Origin of the sequence: Agarivorans litoreus (assembly GCF_019649015.1) — a bacterium.
Taxonomy (GTDB): Bacteria; Pseudomonadota; Gammaproteobacteria; order Enterobacterales; family Celerinatantimonadaceae; genus Agarivorans; species Agarivorans litoreus.
The window spans coordinates 1,787,516-1,804,821 of the sequence record NZ_BLPI01000001.1; the positions used below are offsets into that span (position 1 = coordinate 1,787,516).

Sequence of the window (17,306 nt, forward strand, 5' to 3'; positions counted from 1 at the left end):
TTACCCAGCTGACTTATCTTGTTTGGTATATTTAGTGTCTTAAAAACAGAAACACCGACTAACTTATCGCTAGCCGGTGTGGTATTACGCGCTTACTTAGCTGCTGAAGAAGAACCGTCAGCGTGCCAAGTGAATACACCAAAGTCGAAGCCTTTAAGATCGCCTTTAGCGTCCCATTGTAGGGGGCCCATAACCGTTTCAACGGTGTTATTACGTAGGAATTCGGCTACAGCTTCTGGATCATCACCCGCGGCATTTACGCCAGCAACAATACTTTGCATGGCAGCAAAGGCCGTCCATACGAATGGACCAGTAGGATCGTCGCCATTTTTAACTAGAGCATCTACCACTGGTTTATTGGCAGGATCTAAGTCGTATTTCTTAGGAAGCGTAACCAATAAACCTTCTGAAGCTGCACCAGCAATCGCAGAAATGTCTTTATTACCTACACCTTCAGGCCCCATGAAGGTTGCTTCTAGCCCCTTTTCAGCAGACTGACGCAAAATCGCGCCTAGCTCAGGGTGGTAACCACCGTAGTAAACAAAATCAACCTTCTCTTTATTCAGCTTAGAAATAAGCGCAGAAAAATCTTTATCGCCAGCTGTTACACCTTCAAAAGCCACCACTTTAGTGCCAGCAGCTTCTAGCTCATTTTTCACAGAAGTAGCAATACCTTCTCCATATTGTTGCTTATCGTGGATAACCGCTACGCGCTGCGGCTTAACCTTTTCGATAATGTAACGAGCAGCCGTTGGACCTTGGTCGCTGTCTAAACCAATAGTACGAAAAACAAGTTGGTAATCACGAGTGGTGATATCTGGATTAGTAGAAGCTGGTGTGATCATCAATACACCTTCATCTTCATATACGTCTGACGCAGGCTGAGTTGCACCTGAACAAAGGTGACCAATTACGTATTTAACACCATCGTTAATGATTTTGTTAGCTACGGCCACGGCCTGTTTTGGCTCACAAGCATCATCGTAAACTACTGCTTCAATTTGCTTGCCAGACAGTGCGCCAGCTTGGTTAAGCAGCTCTACCGCAATACCACCACCGGCAAATTGCATGTCACCGTATTGCGCCACTGGACCAGTTACTGGACCAGCAATTGCCACTTTAATTGTGTCTGCTGCTTGTGCGAAAGTAGCAGCGCCGAATAGAGCTAGCGAAACTGCTAGCCCTGAAGCTGATTTTGTCCATTTAGTCATTGATAACTCCATGTTAGCTTTTTGTTATATTGAGTGTGTTTGCAGAAGTGCCGCATTAAACCATAATGCAGATTTCACCCCAGTGGCTGTTGTTTTACCCTAAGTTTGTGGTGTTTCACAAGTCAGCTTTACGCTGCCGACTCTGTCACATAGTGATTTAACAACTTATTTGCCTATACAAAAAACAATACACCGATCACATGCAGTAAAAAATCTCGCCCAACCAAACTATTGAACTACAAACAGATCTAATTTCAAAATTTAAACCTTATTTATCTCAAATATGCTACTGCTCTGCTGAATTACTAAATTTTGATAAGGTTAAATTAAATTTTACAGGATAAAAATAAAGCCATTTGGCCTAAAGCCATAAGAATAGGCTGGTATCACCAGTAACTTTTTGATGTTTTACGCTCAAACAAAGAATAAATATGCAAGGATTAATAGACAAATATCAACGTTAGCAGAAACAGCACAGCTGCTGTTTCTGCTATCTTGATTATGCTTCTAAATCTACCGGGCTAGAATTTAAATGAAGAGTACGAGTAGGGAAGGCAAACTCGGCACCGTTAGCTTCCACAATCTCTACGATCTTATTCAACACATCTTGCTTCACTTCGTGATATTTCACCCAGTTGGTGGTTTTAGTAAAGGTGTAGATAAAGAAGTCCAGTGACGAAGCATTAAAGCTGTCAAAATTTACCATCAAGGTTTGGCTAGTATCTATCTCGGGATGGTTACGTAACATTTGCTCTACTTCAGCCACTACCTTACTCATCTTGCTCGCGTCATCATAACGAATACCAATGGTTTCTTTGATTCGCCGATGGCTCATTCGACTGGGGTTTTCCACGGCAATGCTAGAAAATATAGAGTTAGGCACGTACAAAGGCCGTTTGTCGAAGGTGCGAATTTTAGTCACTCGCCAGCCTATGTTTTCAACCGTGCCTTCTATACTGCGATCGGGCGAGCGGATCCAATCCCCCACTTTAAAAGGTTTATCAAAGTAGACCAACAGCGCACCAAAAAAGTTAGCCAATAGGTCTTTGGCGGCCATACCAACAATTAATCCGCCCATACCGCCAAAGGCTAATACACCAGAAATACTAAAGCCTAAAGTTTGAAACACCGCTAATAAAAACAAAATGATTACAGCTGCACGGCATAACTTTGCCAATGCCTGCACGGTGGTTTTATCTTTACCCACCACTATCAACTGCTCTTCGGCTCTGCGCACAAAGCGCATGGCCGCCCAAGCCACCATAAACACCACTAGCACTTGGCGAATAATGGGAATGTAAGGCTTAAAGTCTGACTCCAAGGCATTAGCAAAGGCCACCGCCACTAATGACAAACCCACTACCGCAATCATCCAGTTAATCGGTTTCCAAAGTGAAAACCAAATAGCGTCGTCCCATACGGTTTTGGTTTTCTCGGTTAGGCGGCTCATGCGTGAGGCTAAAATACGCCAAACCAAAAAGGCCACCAGGGTGATGCTTAACACCACAAATACATCAAATAACCAATTAGACGTGGCTAACTGAGCTTGCTCCTGCTCTAACCACTGGGCAAATTCTTCAAACATTAATCCATCTCTTTACTTGATAACTCTATAAGTACTCGCTTTTGAAAAAAGTCTATACGAGACTTAATAAACAAAACGCGGCCTTAGCCGCGTTTTAACTGATCTTTTACCTGCAAGATTAGGCGGCAATTCCAGAATGACGCAACAAAGCATCAACTTTCGGCTCGCGCCCCCTAAAAGCTTTAAACAGCTCCATAGGTTCTTGCGAGCCACCTTTCTCAAGAATATTGCTCAAGAAATGCGCGCCAGTTTCAGGGTTGAAAATACCTTCATCCTCAAATTTAGAGAAGGCATCAGCCGACAATACTTCAGCCCATTTGTAGCTGTAGTAACCCGCACTGTAACCACCAGCAAAAATATGGCTAAAGCTATTCTGAAAGCGGTTAAAGCTAGGAGGCTTAATTACCGATACCTGTGCACGCACTTCGTTTAATAGATCTAATACACTGCGGCCATTGGCTGGCTCGTGGTGTAAGCGGAAGTCAAATAACGAAAACTCTAATTGGCGCACCATGGTCATCGCCGATTGGAAGTTGCGAGCCGCTAACATTTTATCTAACAAGGCTTGTGGCAGTGGCTCACCCGTTTCGTAATGGCCAGAAATAAAGGCCAAAGCATCACTTTGCCAACACCAGTTTTCTAAAAACTGGCTAGGTAGCTCTACAGCATCCCAAGCCACACCGTTAATACCAGAAACCGCTGCTTCATCCACCTTAGTCAACATATGGTGAATACCGTGACCAAACTCGTGGAACAAGGTAATCACTTCATCGTGAGTGAATAGCGCTGGTTTATCACCTATCGGTTTATTGAAGTTACAGGTTAAGTAAGCAACGGGTTTAATCAGTTCACCCTTGGCGTCGACACGACGGTCGATACAACCATCCATCCAAGCGCCGCCACGTTTATGTTCGCGGGCATATAAATCTAGATAGAACGAGCCGCGCAACTCTCCACTTTGATCGCTAATTTCAAAAAAGCGTACGTCAGAATGCCAAGTATCTACGTTTTGCTTCTCGCTTACCTCGACCTTAAATAGGCGTTTAACCACTTCGAACAAACCGCCAAGTACCTTGTCTTCTGGGAAGTAAGGGCGTAACTGTTCATCAGAAATAGCGTAAGTATGTTGTTTTAGTTTCTCAGAGTAATAAGCCATATCCCAAGCAGCTAAGTCAGATACATTATGCTGCTCTTTGGCAAAGGCTTCTAGCTCGGCTAACTCGCGCTCAGCTTGCGGTTTAGAACGCGCAGCAAGGTCATTCAAAAAGCCTAATACTTGAGAGGGTGACTCAGCCATTTTAGTGGCTAACGATTTATCAGCGTAACTATCAAAACCCAGCAGTTTTGCTAGCTCGCTACGCAGCTCTAGTTCTTCATCAATAATCGCGGTGTTATCGAATTTTTCTTCGGTACTTGCTTGCTCCGAGGCGCGGGTGCTAAAAGCGCGGTACATTTCTTCACGCAGCTCACGGCTGTCGGCATAGGTCATCACCGGCAAGTAACTTGGAAACTCTAAGGTTAGTAAGTAGCCATCAAGTTCTTTGGCTTCTGCGGCTTGTTTAGCGGCAGCTAAAGCAGACTCTGGCAGACCGGCGAGGTCATTTACATCGCTAATCTGTTTTTGCCAAGCTAAAGTGGCATCTAATACATTGTTAGAAAATTGCGAAGACAGTTCAGACAAGCGCTTCACAATCTCACCATAACGGCTTTGCTGCTCGGCTTCTAAGCCAATGCCCGACAATTCAAAGTCACGCAGCGCGTCACTAATCGATTTTTGTTGGGCTAGATTATAACTGGCAAATGCATCGCTATCGGCGAGTTGTTTGTAGGCTTGATACAAACCTTTATGTTGGCCTACAAAGGTGCTGTATTCAGACAATAGCGGTAAACACGCTTCATAAGCTTCGCGCAACTCTGGGCTATTTACCACCGAGTTACAGTGGCTCACTGGTGACCACAAACGGCTTAAACGGTCATTCACTTCATCCAAAGGCAAGATAAAGTTTTGCCAAGTTGGAGTCTCGTGCTGAAGCACCTCATCAATGGTGGTGCGGCATTCCTCAATCACTTGCTCTACTGCAGGCTGCACATGTTCAGGTTTAATTTTGCTAAACGGAGGTAATCCAGGTAAATCAAGTAAAGGGTTACTCATAGGGGATCCTTAAAGATTGAGAAATGCTTGGGTCTGTTGACCTTTCGCGGTTAAATTTTGTTCGAGATAAAATCGTTTTAGGCGCGACAAGAAGTGTGTAGCTTAGTTATTCTAAGCAAATCCGCCTTAACAAAGCATAAAACGATTTTAGCCGAACCCTTCGGGCAGCGTTTGTGGTTCATTTCTACTGCGTTATCGGCTTCTCCTGTAGGCTAGCTACACTTCAAAGCCTCTGCCTTGTATAAATAATCCACGAACAGCTGCAAAAATCAGCTCGAAAGATCAACAGACCCTAGCTATGAATAGCTTAATCTGGGGCTAAAAATTTGTAAATCAACCCACGTTTAGTGATTTCGACAGTTTACATAGCTTTGAATTAGACTATGATTTCCTTAGGGATTATTTTGGTTCTAGGTTTATCAATAACCTAGGCCAACAGGACTCATCGATTAATGGACAATAATAACAATACCCCAAAAGTTGAAAACTCAGGGCTGTGGCATAAACTGGCCTTAAACAAAGGCACTAACAGCCTGTCTTTGCGGATGCTGTCCTACATTCTTATCTGTTCTACCCTGCTTGCTCTTATCATCACTCTTATCCAACTTCGCTACGACTACAAACAAGACGTTCAAGTTATCGAAGAAAGCATTGATCAAATTGAAGTCAGTTTTTTGCAACCCATCGCAGCCAGTTTGTGGAACTTAGATGAAGAGCAAGTTGAGGTGCAAATTGAGGGCATTATGAATTTGCCCAATATGCAATATGTGTTGGTAAAAGAAATCCTGGGTTCTTCTGAGGTACCTTTGCTGGCGCGAGGTCGCTCTGCTGACCGCTACGACTTATCCCAAGAATTTGAGCTGATTTACCAGGGTGAAATGGTTGGAAAACTGTTTGTAGCCGCTTCGCTTGAGCAGGTTTACGAGCGCTTGTGGCAAAAAGCCATGCTGATATTGATCAGTCAAACGGTAAAAACCCTAGTGGTATCCATTGGCATTTTGTTCATTATTTATTACGTAATTGTGCGCCACTTAAATACTATTGTGGAGTATACCCGAAACTTAGATTTAGATAATTTAGGCGCGCCGCTAAAAATTGATACCGACAATAAAATACGCAACGATGAACTGGGAGAACTGGTTAATACCCTTAACCAAATGACTCAAAAAATCGATCATGAATTTGCTCAAAAACTCAAAGCTACCGAACAATTGGCTCACGAGCGTGACTTTTCAGCCACGGTAATTAACGCCAGTAACGCAGTTATTGTGACCCTAGATAACCAACTAAATGTGCTCACTGCCAACCCAGCAGGCGTGATGCTCACAGGCTTCCATCAAGAAGAATTAGAAGGACAAAACTGGCTTAGCGTATTTATTGATAATGACATGCGTGAAAAAATCGAAACCGATCTACGTCAATTGCGGGTTATTCAAGATCAAGAGTTAACTCTAACGGATCAAGCTAACAATCAATATACCCTGTTATGGACCTTTGTGCCGTTTTACGAAGGAAATCACGTATCACGCATGATCGCCTTTGGTTACGACGTAACTCCACTCAAGCGAGTAGAGAAAGAAATTAAAGAGCTCAACGACGAGCTTGAACAAAAAGTGCAATCTCGTACCGAGCGACTAGAAGAAAGCAACCTGCAACTTGCCAGTGCCTTCGACAAGCTTAAAAACGCTCAGCAGTCATTAGTGGAAGCAGAAAAAATGGCATCGCTGGGAGGCTTAGTTGCTGGTGTGGCGCATGAAATTAATACCCCAATAGGTATAAGCGTGACCGCTGCATCTTATCTACAAGAGCAAGGCAATCAGCTAAAGAAAAACATAGAAAGCGGTAAGCTTAGCCGCAAGTTTATGGAAGAATTGATTCAAAACCTCAACCAATCTACTGAATTACTGCTAAACAATTTACGCCGAGCATCCGACCTCATCAGCAGCTTCAAACAGGTGGCAGTGGACCAAAGCTCAGAGGCATGTTACACCTTTAATCTTAAAGAAAATGTTAACCAAGTTATTACTTCTTTGGGCCATAAGATCAGACGTTCTGGCTGCGAAATTGTGGTCGACTGTGATGACGACATCGAGCTCTATAGTTTCCCGGGCAGCTTTACTCAAATCTATTCCAACCTTATTTTAAACTCGGTAAAACATGGCTTTGATAGCTGGGAAGGCGAAAAACGTATCGATATTTCGATCCACCGAGAAGACGACCAGCTACACATTGACTATCGCGACTCTGGCCGTGGCGTTGATAGCAATATTGCCCACCGCATTTTTGACCCCTTCGTTACCTCAAAACGTGGCCAAGGCGGCAGCGGCTTAGGTACGCATATCGTATACAACTTAGTGGTTCAATTGCTTAAAGGACACATCGCTTTTGATAGCAAACCCAACGAAGGCGTGCACTTTTCTATCCGTTTGCCTTACCAAGCGCAAAAAGCTGATTAACATCGGTCTTTAGTACAGGCTATACTGCTGCAAGTTTTCGGCCCAATTCGGAGTACCTTAATGAGAGAATTCGACTACCTATGCATTGGTGCAGGCAGCGGCGGCATCGCCTCGGCAAACCGTGCCTCTATGTACGGACAAAAAGTTGCCTTAGTTGAAGCCCGCCATGTTGGCGGCACCTGTGTAAATGTGGGTTGTGTACCCAAAAAAGCCATGTGGTTTGGCGCTCAAGTTGCAGAAGCTATTCACCGCTATGCTCCAGACTATGGCTTTGATGTTCAGGTAAATAAGTTCGATTGGTCTACGCTAGTGGCAAGCCGCGAAGCCTACATTAAACGAATCCATGGCTCTTATGACCGCGTGTTAGGCAATAATGGCGTGACCGTTATCAACGGCTTTGCCAAGTTTGTCGATGCTAATACTGTTGAAGTAAACGGCGAACAAATCCGCGCAAAACACATTCTTATTGCTACCGGTGGCCGCCCGACGATTCCTAATATTCCCGGCGCAGAGCTGGGCATTGATTCCGATGGTTTCTTTGCTCTTACCGAGCAACCCAAGCGAGTATTGGTACTAGGAGCTGGTTATATCGCGGTTGAGCTCGCTGGCGTATTGCACTCGCTAGGTAGCGAAACTCACTTAGCCGTTCGCAAGCATGCTCCGCTGCGTAACTTTGACCCGATGCTAAGCGAAACCTTAGTGGAGATAATGGCCGAAGACGGGCCAACATTACATACCAACAGCACTCCTAAAGCCATTGAAAAACAGGCTGATGGGAGCCTAGTTGTAAGCTTTGAAAATGGTAATAGCTTGCAAGTAGATAGCGTAATTTGGGCAATTGGCCGCGAACCAGCCAACGACAAGATCAACCTTGAAGGCATTGGTGTTGAGACCGATGACTACGGTTACATTAAGGTTGATGAGTACTCAAATACCAACGTTGCTGGGGTTTATGCTGTAGGCGATAATATTGGCAAAGTTGAGTTAACGCCGGTTGCTGTAAAAGCCGGCCGGTTATTATCAGAGCGCCTATTTAACGGACAAACTAACGCAAAAATGGATTATGACTTAATCCCTACTGTAGTATTTAGCCACCCAGCCATCGGTACCATTGGCTTAACAGAACCAGAAGCAATGGCTAAATACGGTGAAAATAACATTAAGGTGTACAACTCTAGCTTTGGCGCCATGTACACTGCAGTTACGCAGCACCGCCAAGTAACCAAGATGAAACTCATCTGTGCAGGCGATGAGCAAAAAGTGGTTGGCTTGCACGGCATTGGTTTAGGCATGGACGAGATTCTGCAAGGGTTCGGTGTAGCCATGAAAATGGGCGCAACCAAAGCAGACTTTGATGCTTGTGTAGCTATTCACCCGACCAGTGCAGAGGAATTTGTTACTCTGCGTTAGCAGCCTCTATAAAGCTAAGCATAAAAATGCTTAGCTTTAGTTTTTATTGGCTTCCCCTACTCTCTTTAGCTCCTTGCCTTACCTTGCATTTCGCTCACTTATCCAGCAGTATTAATAACAAAGTCATCTCTCATAACAATCAACCAGCTACGCTAAATAAATGGCCGAGTTAGTTGTAAGGTTTTAAATATATGGATACCGTGTACTCGGTTGGAGAATTGGAGTCTTTTCTGGTTGCCCTTACTGTATTGTTTATCGGGCGTATCATTTGTCACTATGTTGCTGTACTAAAAAAGTACAATATTCCAGAACCCATTGTAGGCGGTTTGGTTGTAGCCATTGTTATTACAGTGCTAAAGATGCAAGGAGTTGAACTCCAGTTTTCTCTTCCTCTACAAAACACCCTCATGCTGATGTTCTTTAGTACCATTGGGTTGGCCGCCAATTATAAGCTCTTAGTTAAAGGTGGTAGAAAAGTCTTTATATTTCTTATAGTTGCTTCTATCTATATCGTTCTACAAAATGGTTTAGGAGTGGCGCTAGCCAGTTTGCTAGGCTTAGAGCCTATGATGGGCTTGTTTGCGGGTTCAATCACCCTCTCTGGAGGCCATGGGACGGGCGCTGCATGGTCACAAATTTTTGCCGAAGAATATGGCATCCAAACCTTGGAATTTGCCATGGCAGCCGCCACTTTTGGGCTGGTAATGGGAGGTATAATTGGCGGACCAGTTGGGCAACGCCTGATCAACAAAAATAATTTAGAATCGCCTTTTTCTAAAGGCAAAAACCACCATAGAACTCACCCCGATCTAGTCACTTATAGCCGAAAGGAAGAGGATTTAGTTACCCCGACATCGGTGATTGAAGTACTGTTTATATTACTGATTTGCGTGGTGATGGCCAAGATTGCTAAAGGCCTAGAAACCGAACTCGCGCTGTCTTGGCTAAAAATGCCTGATTTTGTATACGCACTATTTTTTGGGGTGGTAATCGCCAATGCAAGTGAATTTAGTGGGCGCTATGAGATTAACCATGAATGTGTAGATTTGCTCGGCACACTCTCTTTATCATTATTCTTGTCCATGGCCTTGATGAGTTTAAGATTATGGGAAATTTTTGACTTAGCCCTACCACTGCTAATTATCTTGCTTTGCCAAACCATTATGATTGCTTTGTTTGCCAGTTATGTTAGCTATCGCTTTATGGGCGGTGGTTACGATTCCGCTGTCATAGCAGGTGGTCACTGCGGCTTCGGCTTAGGGGCAACGCCTACTGCAGTAATGAATATGAGCGCTCTAGTGTCTCGAAATGGGCCTTCGCCACCGGCGTTTATGGTAGTGCCTATAGTCGGCGCTTTCTTCATAGATATCGTGAACCTGATCGTGCTACAAACTTATATTAGCTTTCTTAGCTAAGAGATTAGCCAAACAGGCAATAAAAAGGAGCTCGATTGAGCTCCTTTTTTGCTTGATGTTTATTAGCTTGTTTTACGTCTAATCCACGCTAAACCCGCTAATGACAACAACATAATAAGCAAGGTTTGCGGCTCAGCAACCGTCGCGTTAATCACCTGCATGGAAGTGCGCGCTAGCACCTCATCTTGCGGCCCAAAAGCAGTTAGTACAAAATCATAAATCCCTACTTCAGTTGAGATGAAATCGCCCGTGGCGAACTCCATATTCCATGAGTTTTGCGCCAAGTTATACACGCTGAGCAAACTAGCGTAATTAGTTGAGTCTACCAAACCTCCACCATTGCCAGTGCTGTTATCGCCTAAAGCGTTGTCAGAGTTCGGTACATTGACCGGATCGAAACCAATAAAGTTAGTGGCCGCGCTAGGGTCAAAATCAATTTCTAACAAATATGAAAGGCTATCTAAGGTGCCACCGCTACCGTCAAAGTTGCTGTTTATCGACCATTCAAAGTTCCAAATGGCAGTAGCCAGAGAACCCGGCGCAAAACCAAAGCCCGTAGGCGGTGCAATGTTGTCGAATTGGTAAGTACCATCACCGTTGCTATTAAAGATATTTTGCGGGTTATTAAACTCGTCAAAACGTAGCTTTGCTCTTAAGCCCAGCTCGATGCCATTTTGTCTATCAACGGTAAAAGCACCGTTGGCATTACCACTTCCAAATATCACATCGTTAGTTACATTTTGGTCATACATCACTGTAGCTGTAGCCGTTTGCGTTAAAAGCAAAAGACCGAAGCCAATACTAACCATGCTTGCTTTTATTATTCTCATTTAGCACTCCATGCGGTTTGTTAGATGTTCTATTACATGAGCTTTGCATGCATAAATTGCTCCCACGAAAGGAACTGCATACTTTTCATGAGGTTAGATTTAGCGCCATTATTTATTTACAAATCAAACAGTTATATTTGTATAGATATTTGACAAACATTAGATAGATGCATAGTGAGCTTGTTCACAATTTGATGGCCTATCAATGAACAAAGCCGAGAAAAGATGATTGGTATGATGAATTATCGCAAGTTAACAGTGTAAAAAAAGCCGACAAGCACCCAGCTACTAACCGGGTACTCATAGTTTATCTAAAGCTTGGCTAGGGTTTGTTTTATTGGGAACAATACGTCACAGCCTAGTTGCATAGCACGCTCTGGCGACCAGCCAAAGGCTTCTTCGGGCATGTCGGCATTATCTTTAAAGGGCATTTCGATGGTGTAAGACAGGGTTTTAAACTGTTCGCCTAACCAGGCCGCAGCAATGGTTAAGTTAGCTTGTCCTGGCTCGTCTTTGGCGTAACCATAGGTATCTTGAAAATCAGGAGATATTGCCATAAACGCCTCTTTAAAGGTGTCTTCGAGCAGTTTATGGCGCTCGTTGTAAGAAGGAATACCTTCACATCCCGCTACAAAGTTATAGGGTAAATCTTCATCGCCATGAATATCTAAAAACAAGTCACCACCTAGCTCTAGCATCTTCTCTCTTACTAGAAACACTTCGGGACTGCGTTCCATTGTAGGATTCTGCCATTCTCGGTTTAGGTTAGTGCCGACAGCGTTAGTTCTTAAATGTCCACGAACCGAACCATCTGGGTTCATATTCGGCACCACATAAAACACGGTGTCTTCTAACAGCTTTATTGCTAGGGGATTGTCTTGGTCCAGCAAGTTGCCTAACAAGCCTTCAACAAACCATTCGGCCATCGTTTCACCCGGATGTTGGCGAGCCATAACCCAAACTTTATATTTGGCGCTCTCGGCATCGCCAACAGTAAGCAAACTCATATCTCGACCATCTATGGTTTGGCCTAGGGTATTTAGATTTACCCGATAATCCTGCTGCATGGTATGCAGTAAATCCTGATGACGCTCGTAGCTATAGGGCGCGAAGTAAGCAAAATAAACACTAGGCTGCTCAAGGAGCAAAGAGAAATGCAACTGCTCGCCGTCAAAGTCGGTATCAATTCTAAACCACTCTTCTCGGTCGTAAGAGGCGACAACTTGATAACCTTGCCAGCCTTTTGCATAGGCCGATTTGCCCGCATTAATCAGAGAAAAACGATATTGTTGCTCCAAAGGCCCTTCAAAACGAAAGTGAAACCATTGGAAAAATTCCGATTGATTGTCGTGTTTTATCTCTAGTTTAATATTTAGAGGATCATTGAGTTCTACAACACGAATATTGCCACTATCAAATTTATCGCTGATATACATACTTGCCCTCACAGCAAAGTTAATCGATTAGCTGGCAGTATAGCGCTAAATAGCCGTAAAAAAGGAACTTTACGCTCCTTTAGTTAAGCAGGCAGATAAGGCCTATTCATCCTTTAGTTCAACAATTCTGAAGTAACGAACATCTAAGCTTTTATCCAAGTTAATGGTGTTTTCTAAGGTTAATGATTCATCTTGTTTAGGTGGGGTTTCACCAAAATCAATAATTTGTTGAAACACTTGCTCGCCAGTTTGGTCAATCAGAACTAGCGCTAATTGATGTTCTACCGGACCTTTCGCCAATAACTGGTAACTAATGGCGACTTTTTTCCCCGTATCGTCTGAAGCTTCAAAAAAAGCAGAACGAATGTTGCTCTGGTCTGTTGCGATAAGTGTATTAAAGGCGAAAATACGCAGCTCTGGATGATTTTCTTTATTCAGTTCAAAATTGTTTCGGCGCTCGCTAAGCAAGGCTGCTTTTAACTGACGATTTTGATCCTCAATAATCTTTAGTTCAACCAAGCTATCGTCATAATCATTTTTCACTTCGTTGTAAGTAGGTAGTACTGCTATTAAAGAGAATACCGCGCTAAAACTCACAATACCTAAACCAAGGCTAATCCAGCGATAGCGGCGCAGGTGTTTGTAGCCTTTTTTATAATATTTATGCCGTGCTTTATGATGCTCATAGCGCGCTTGTAAGCTGATGCCGGAACGATGATTGGCAGATGTTTGCTGTTCCACCGGCTGCTGAGGTTCCAAATCAATATCACTAGGTAGTTCACTGCTAGACATTATCTCTTCCCTAAGATTGTCCTTTTACACTGCTAGCGATAACAAACCAGCAGTTGAATTAATCGATGCTAAAACCATAGCAGCTAGTTGCAAAGAATACTGAAAGATTTTTCTATCTGCTTAATAAATGTACTTAAATTAAGCTATCTGAACTAATTGTTAGATCACAAAGCACTACACTTTAACGATTTAGCAAGTACAATGAGCGCCAATTACGCAGTTGAGGTGGGATAAAATGGCTATTCAATGGTATCCAGGGCACATGCACAAGGCCCAAAAACAAATTAAAGAAGTGATGCCTAAAATCGATCTAATCATCGAAGTATTGGATGCGCGTATTCCCTACAGCAGTGAAAATCCAATGGTTGCTAGCCTGCGTGGCGACAAACCTTGTATCAAGGTATTAAATAAAAGCGACTTAGCCGACCCCAAAACAACTGCCCTTTGGCAAGAATACTTTGAACAAGAGCAAGGAGTAAAAGCGATCCCTCTATGCACCATTCAAGGTAATCAAACCCAAGACTTACTTAAGCTGTGCCGAAGCATGTTGCCTAACAAAGGCGGCGTAGATAAACCTATTCACACCATGATATGTGGTATTCCTAATGTGGGTAAGTCTACCTTAATTAATGCCTTAGCCGGCCGCCAAATAGCCAAAACTGGCAACGAGCCTGCGGTAACTAAGGCGCAACAGCGGATCCGTTTAGATGGCAATATTATCCTCTCGGATACACCTGGTATTCTGTGGCCAAAGTTCGATAACGTAGCCAGTGGTTACCGCTTAGCCGCCACCGGTGCAGTTAAAGACACCGCTATGGAATACGATGACGTTGCCGCCTTTACCTGTGAGTACTTGCTACAAGCCTACCCAGAGCAGCTTAAGGCACGTTATAAACTCGAAGAACTACCTGAATCTGAAGTTGTATTAATGGAAGAGATTGGTCGAAAACGAGGCTGTTTAGTGCGTGGCGGACAGGTCGATTATGTTAAAGCAGCCACCATTATTCTTAATGAATTACGCGATGCCACTATTGGTCGTATCACCTTAGAAACACCTGAAATGGTTGCAGTAGAGAAAGTAGAAACCGCGAAAATTGTGGCAGAAAAAGAAGAGCGTAAAAAGATGGTGGAAGAGTTACAAAAAGCTAAGAAACGCCAACGCCGCAGAAAAAACAGTTAAGCACTTAAGCGGCTATCATTTTGCAGTACAAACAAAAACACCACGCAATGCGTGGTGTTTTTTTGATTTAAGTGTTCGCTTACTCAATCATGTAAGCAATAGCTGCTTTAATTTCGTCTTCACTACAGTCGCCACAAGTACCTTTTGCTGGCATTGCGTTAAAGCCCTTCCATGCATGGTCAAACATAGTTTGATCGCCTTGGGCAATACGTGGTGCCCAAGCGGCGCTGTCGCCTTTCTTCGGAGCACCCGCAGCGCCAGTGCTGTGACAGGCAGTACAGAAAGTATTATATACCGCGTCGCCAGCACGAGGGCCGCTTGAAGCAGCAGGTGCTTTGGCAACTTCTAACTCGCCATCTAGATAAACTTCACCCACTGGCTTAATACGCTCGGCAATCGCCTCATCAGACATATCAGCCGCAAAAGCATTCGGCACAATTGTTAAGCAAATAGATAGTACCAGTGTTTTCCAGTTCAAAAGCTTCACCCTTATCTCTCCTCATCGTGCCTACTGACCGCAGTATTAGGCATCCTTGTCATTATTGGCAAAATTATACCCGCTATTACCTTGAGGTTAAACCATTGTAAAAACGAATATTAGCCAGATGTGTCCGAGTTGTTAGTTAAACCAAGTTTATAAGCCTAGCGTTCCTGTTGAGCTTTACCTCTACTAGCTAGGATTTTTTAAAATATCTTGCCATGGTAGTTGTGGGTCACCCAAAGAAATAAAATTGGGGTTCTCTAAAGACTCTCGTCGGTTATAACTTAACTCTCGTAAATGCAGATCAAGCAAGGTACCGCCGGCTTCTTGTAAAATAATTTGCGGTGCTCCGGTATCCCACTCACCAGTGGGACCAACCCTTATATAGCAATCAGCTGCACCTTCTGCCACCATGCAACTTTTTAAACTGGCACTGCCTAAGGGGTACAACTTGTAATGATAGTTACAGTTTAATATTGCCTGCAGTAAAGCTGGACGCTGAACGCGGCTCGTCGCTACTCGAATATGCTCTGGCTTATCGGGGTAATGGCGACTTTTTATTGAAGTACGTGTACCGTTTTGCTCTTTAAAAGCACCCTGACCTTTTACCGCAGCATACAAGATTTGCACAATGGGGCCATACACCACGCCAAGCACTGGTTGGTTGTTTTGGACTAAGGCAATCTCGGTAGCAAAATCGCCACTACCAGAAACAAACTCTTGAGTACCATCAAGCGGGTCAACTAACCAATAACATTGCCAAGCCTCTCTGTCCGCTAAGCTAATATCGGCTTGTTCTTCAGATAAAATCGGGATCTCTGGGGTAAGCTTGCTAAGTGCGTCCATAATGTAATGGTGCGCAGCATAATCCGCCGAGGTTACCGGCGTAGCATCATCTTTTACTTCGCTAACAAAATCACCTTCTTCATAGATTTTACGAATAATTTCGCCAGCACCACGAGCAATTTCAATCACCTCTGACAACACACTAGCAGGGTCTATCATCCTATATACTTCTCACCTTGTTCTGCTTTAACCATTTCTCAAGGAGTAACAATGACGCAACACTACGCGCTTCAGAAAAGGCTGGATTTGCGTACAAATTATCTATCTCATCAAGTGGTAGCTTTATCACTTCTAAGGGTTCTGGCTCATCGCCTTCCAACACACTGGGCAGCAAACCCTGCGCTACATACACCGACATATGACTAGAGAAATATCCCGGTGCTACCGATAATTCGGTGAGTAGTTGCAAATCTTGCGCTTTAAATCCCACTTCTTCTTGTAATTCGCGGTTAGCAGCATCAATAGCCGCTTCACCACGATCAACCAAGCCTTTAACAAAGCCTAGTTCATAGCGCTCTGTTCCGGCAGCATATTCACTAATAAGCAGCAGCTCATTTTGCTCAGTAATCGGTAATACCATTACTGCGCCCCGTCCTGAGCCGACTAAGCGTTCATAAATCCGTCGTTCACCATTGCTAAACTCGAGATGTAGTTCTTCAATTTTGAAGAAGCGACTTTCGGCAGCGATGGCGCTGTCTAATAATCGAGGCGGATGATGCTTGCTCATCTATCTTCCTGCTATCATTAACGTAATGTCATTGTTACATTGCTGTTAGAAGCACTCAAGGATTAGCGACTAAGAATGTTTGACTGGACTAAAATCGATACTGTTTTATTAGATATGGATGGCACTTTATTAGATCTGCATTACGATAATTACTTTTGGATGCATTATCTGCCCATCTCCTTCGCCCACCAAAATAACTTAAGTTTAGATGAGGCGCGTGAGCGTTTGTTCGCCGACTACGAAACCGTATCCGGCACTCTAGATTGGTATTGCTTCGATTATTGGAGCAATAAAACCAATATTGATATTCGCAACTTAAAAACAGAAGTTGAACATAAGATTCAATGGCGAGACGATGTAAAACCCTTCTTAGAAGCGCTCGCTACAGCGGGGAAGAAACGGGTATTGCTGACCAACTGTCACCCCGACGGGCTGACTACCAAAATTAAAGTAACCGGCCTAGATCAATACCTTGATACTTTGTTTAGTGCCCACCAGTTTGGTTACCCTAAAGAAGATCCCAAGCTTTGGCAGGCTTTAATAGAGCACCATCCTTTTGACCCTGAACGTACTTTGTTTATTGACGACAACGAAACCGTGCTCGATCAAGCCAACAAGTTTGGCATTAAGTATCTGTTAGGGATTAATAATCCTGATTCAAAACAGGCCAGTAAAGAATTTACCCACTACCCGTCTATAGATAACTACCATCATTTCACTAAAGAACTATTAGGCTAGCAGAACTAAGCAAACAAAAAAGCTAGCTCTAAGAGCTAGCTTTTACT

14 protein-coding genes are annotated in these 17,306 nt (G+C 43.6%); 5 read left to right on the forward strand and 9 right to left on the reverse strand.

Features of this window, described 5'->3' with window-relative positions; all coding sequences use genetic code 11:
- Window positions 1–92: 92 nt before the first annotated feature.
- From K5L93_RS08280 to prlC, 3 genes are all read right to left on the reverse strand, one after another.
- Window positions 93–1,211: a branched-chain amino acid ABC transporter substrate-binding protein gene (locus K5L93_RS08280; protein ID WP_220719271.1), complete on the reverse strand. Its 1,119-nt coding sequence runs from the start codon at window positions 1,209–1,211 to the stop codon at window positions 93–95.
- Between the two features lie 499 nt (window positions 1,212–1,710).
- Complete coding sequence (locus tag K5L93_RS08285; protein WP_220719272.1) at window positions 1,711–2,796, reverse strand: mechanosensitive ion channel family protein; 1,086 nt, start codon at window positions 2,794–2,796, stop codon at window positions 1,711–1,713.
- A 118-nt stretch (window positions 2,797–2,914) separates the two neighbouring features.
- Window positions 2,915–4,948, reverse strand: coding sequence for an oligopeptidase A (gene prlC, locus K5L93_RS08290; RefSeq protein ID WP_220719273.1), 2,034 nt, complete (start codon window positions 4,946–4,948; stop codon window positions 2,915–2,917).
- Between the two features lie 452 nt (window positions 4,949–5,400).
- Here prlC and K5L93_RS08295 point away from each other — a divergent pair, with 452 nt between their 5' ends.
- From K5L93_RS08295 to gltS, 3 genes are all read left to right on the forward strand, one after another.
- Window positions 5,401–7,404 (forward strand): ATP-binding protein, encoded by a 2,004-nt coding sequence (locus tag K5L93_RS08295; RefSeq protein ID WP_220719274.1) that lies wholly within the window; start codon window positions 5,401–5,403, stop codon window positions 7,402–7,404.
- A gap of 60 nt (window positions 7,405–7,464) precedes the next feature.
- Window positions 7,465–8,814 carry a glutathione-disulfide reductase gene (gene gorA / locus K5L93_RS08300; protein ID WP_220719275.1) on the forward strand — a complete coding sequence of 450 codons (1,350 nt, stop codon included), beginning with the start codon at window positions 7,465–7,467 and terminating at the stop codon, window positions 8,812–8,814.
- 191 nt (window positions 8,815–9,005) lie between these two features.
- Window positions 9,006–10,229 carry a sodium/glutamate symporter gene (gene gltS / locus K5L93_RS08305; protein WP_220719276.1) on the forward strand — a complete coding sequence of 408 codons (1,224 nt, stop codon included), beginning with the start codon at window positions 9,006–9,008 and terminating at the stop codon, window positions 10,227–10,229.
- Window positions 10,230–10,291: 62 nt separating this feature from the next.
- Here the strand turns inward: gltS and K5L93_RS08310 are convergent, their stop codons facing one another.
- The 3 genes from K5L93_RS08310 to K5L93_RS08320 all read right to left on the reverse strand — a co-directional run bounded on the left by K5L93_RS08310 (window position 10,292) and on the right by K5L93_RS08320 (window position 13,287).
- Window positions 10,292–11,059: a hypothetical protein gene (locus tag K5L93_RS08310; protein ID WP_220719277.1), complete on the reverse strand. Its 768-nt coding sequence runs from the start codon at window positions 11,057–11,059 to the stop codon at window positions 10,292–10,294.
- 311 nt (window positions 11,060–11,370) lie between these two features.
- On the reverse strand, window positions 11,371–12,495 hold the full coding sequence (locus K5L93_RS08315; protein ID WP_220719278.1) for a M14 family metallopeptidase: 1,125 nt from the start codon (window positions 12,493–12,495) through the stop codon (window positions 11,371–11,373).
- A gap of 102 nt (window positions 12,496–12,597) precedes the next feature.
- The gene (locus tag K5L93_RS08320) at window positions 12,598–13,287 is read right to left on the reverse strand and encodes a hypothetical protein (RefSeq protein WP_220719279.1); all 690 of its coding nucleotides are present in this window, start codon (window positions 13,285–13,287) and stop codon (window positions 12,598–12,600) included.
- 235 nt (window positions 13,288–13,522) lie between these two features.
- On the opposite strand from K5L93_RS08320, the gene ylqF reads away from it, so the two are divergent.
- Window positions 13,523–14,467 (forward strand): ribosome biogenesis GTPase YlqF, encoded by a 945-nt coding sequence (gene ylqF / locus K5L93_RS08325; protein ID WP_220719280.1) that lies wholly within the window; start codon window positions 13,523–13,525, stop codon window positions 14,465–14,467.
- A gap of 79 nt (window positions 14,468–14,546) precedes the next feature.
- On the opposite strand, the gene K5L93_RS08330 is transcribed toward ylqF, so the two are convergent.
- The 3 genes from K5L93_RS08330 to nudE all read right to left on the reverse strand — a co-directional run bounded on the left by K5L93_RS08330 (window position 14,547) and on the right by nudE (window position 16,521).
- Window positions 14,547–14,954: a c-type cytochrome gene (locus K5L93_RS08330; protein WP_016399769.1), complete on the reverse strand. Its 408-nt coding sequence runs from the start codon at window positions 14,952–14,954 to the stop codon at window positions 14,547–14,549.
- 183 nt (window positions 14,955–15,137) lie between these two features.
- Window positions 15,138–15,953, reverse strand: coding sequence for a 3'(2'),5'-bisphosphate nucleotidase CysQ (gene cysQ, locus K5L93_RS08335; RefSeq protein ID WP_373869971.1), 816 nt, complete (start codon window positions 15,951–15,953; stop codon window positions 15,138–15,140).
- Between the two features lies 1 nt (window position 15,954).
- Window positions 15,955–16,521, reverse strand: coding sequence for an ADP compounds hydrolase NudE (nudE, locus tag K5L93_RS08340; RefSeq protein ID WP_220719281.1), 567 nt, complete (start codon window positions 16,519–16,521; stop codon window positions 15,955–15,957).
- 75 nt (window positions 16,522–16,596) lie between these two features.
- Here nudE and yrfG point away from each other — a divergent pair, with 75 nt between their 5' ends.
- The gene (gene yrfG, locus K5L93_RS08345; protein WP_220719282.1) at window positions 16,597–17,259 is read left to right on the forward strand and encodes a GMP/IMP nucleotidase; all 663 of its coding nucleotides are present in this window, start codon (window positions 16,597–16,599) and stop codon (window positions 17,257–17,259) included.
- Window positions 17,260–17,306 lie beyond the last annotated feature (47 nt).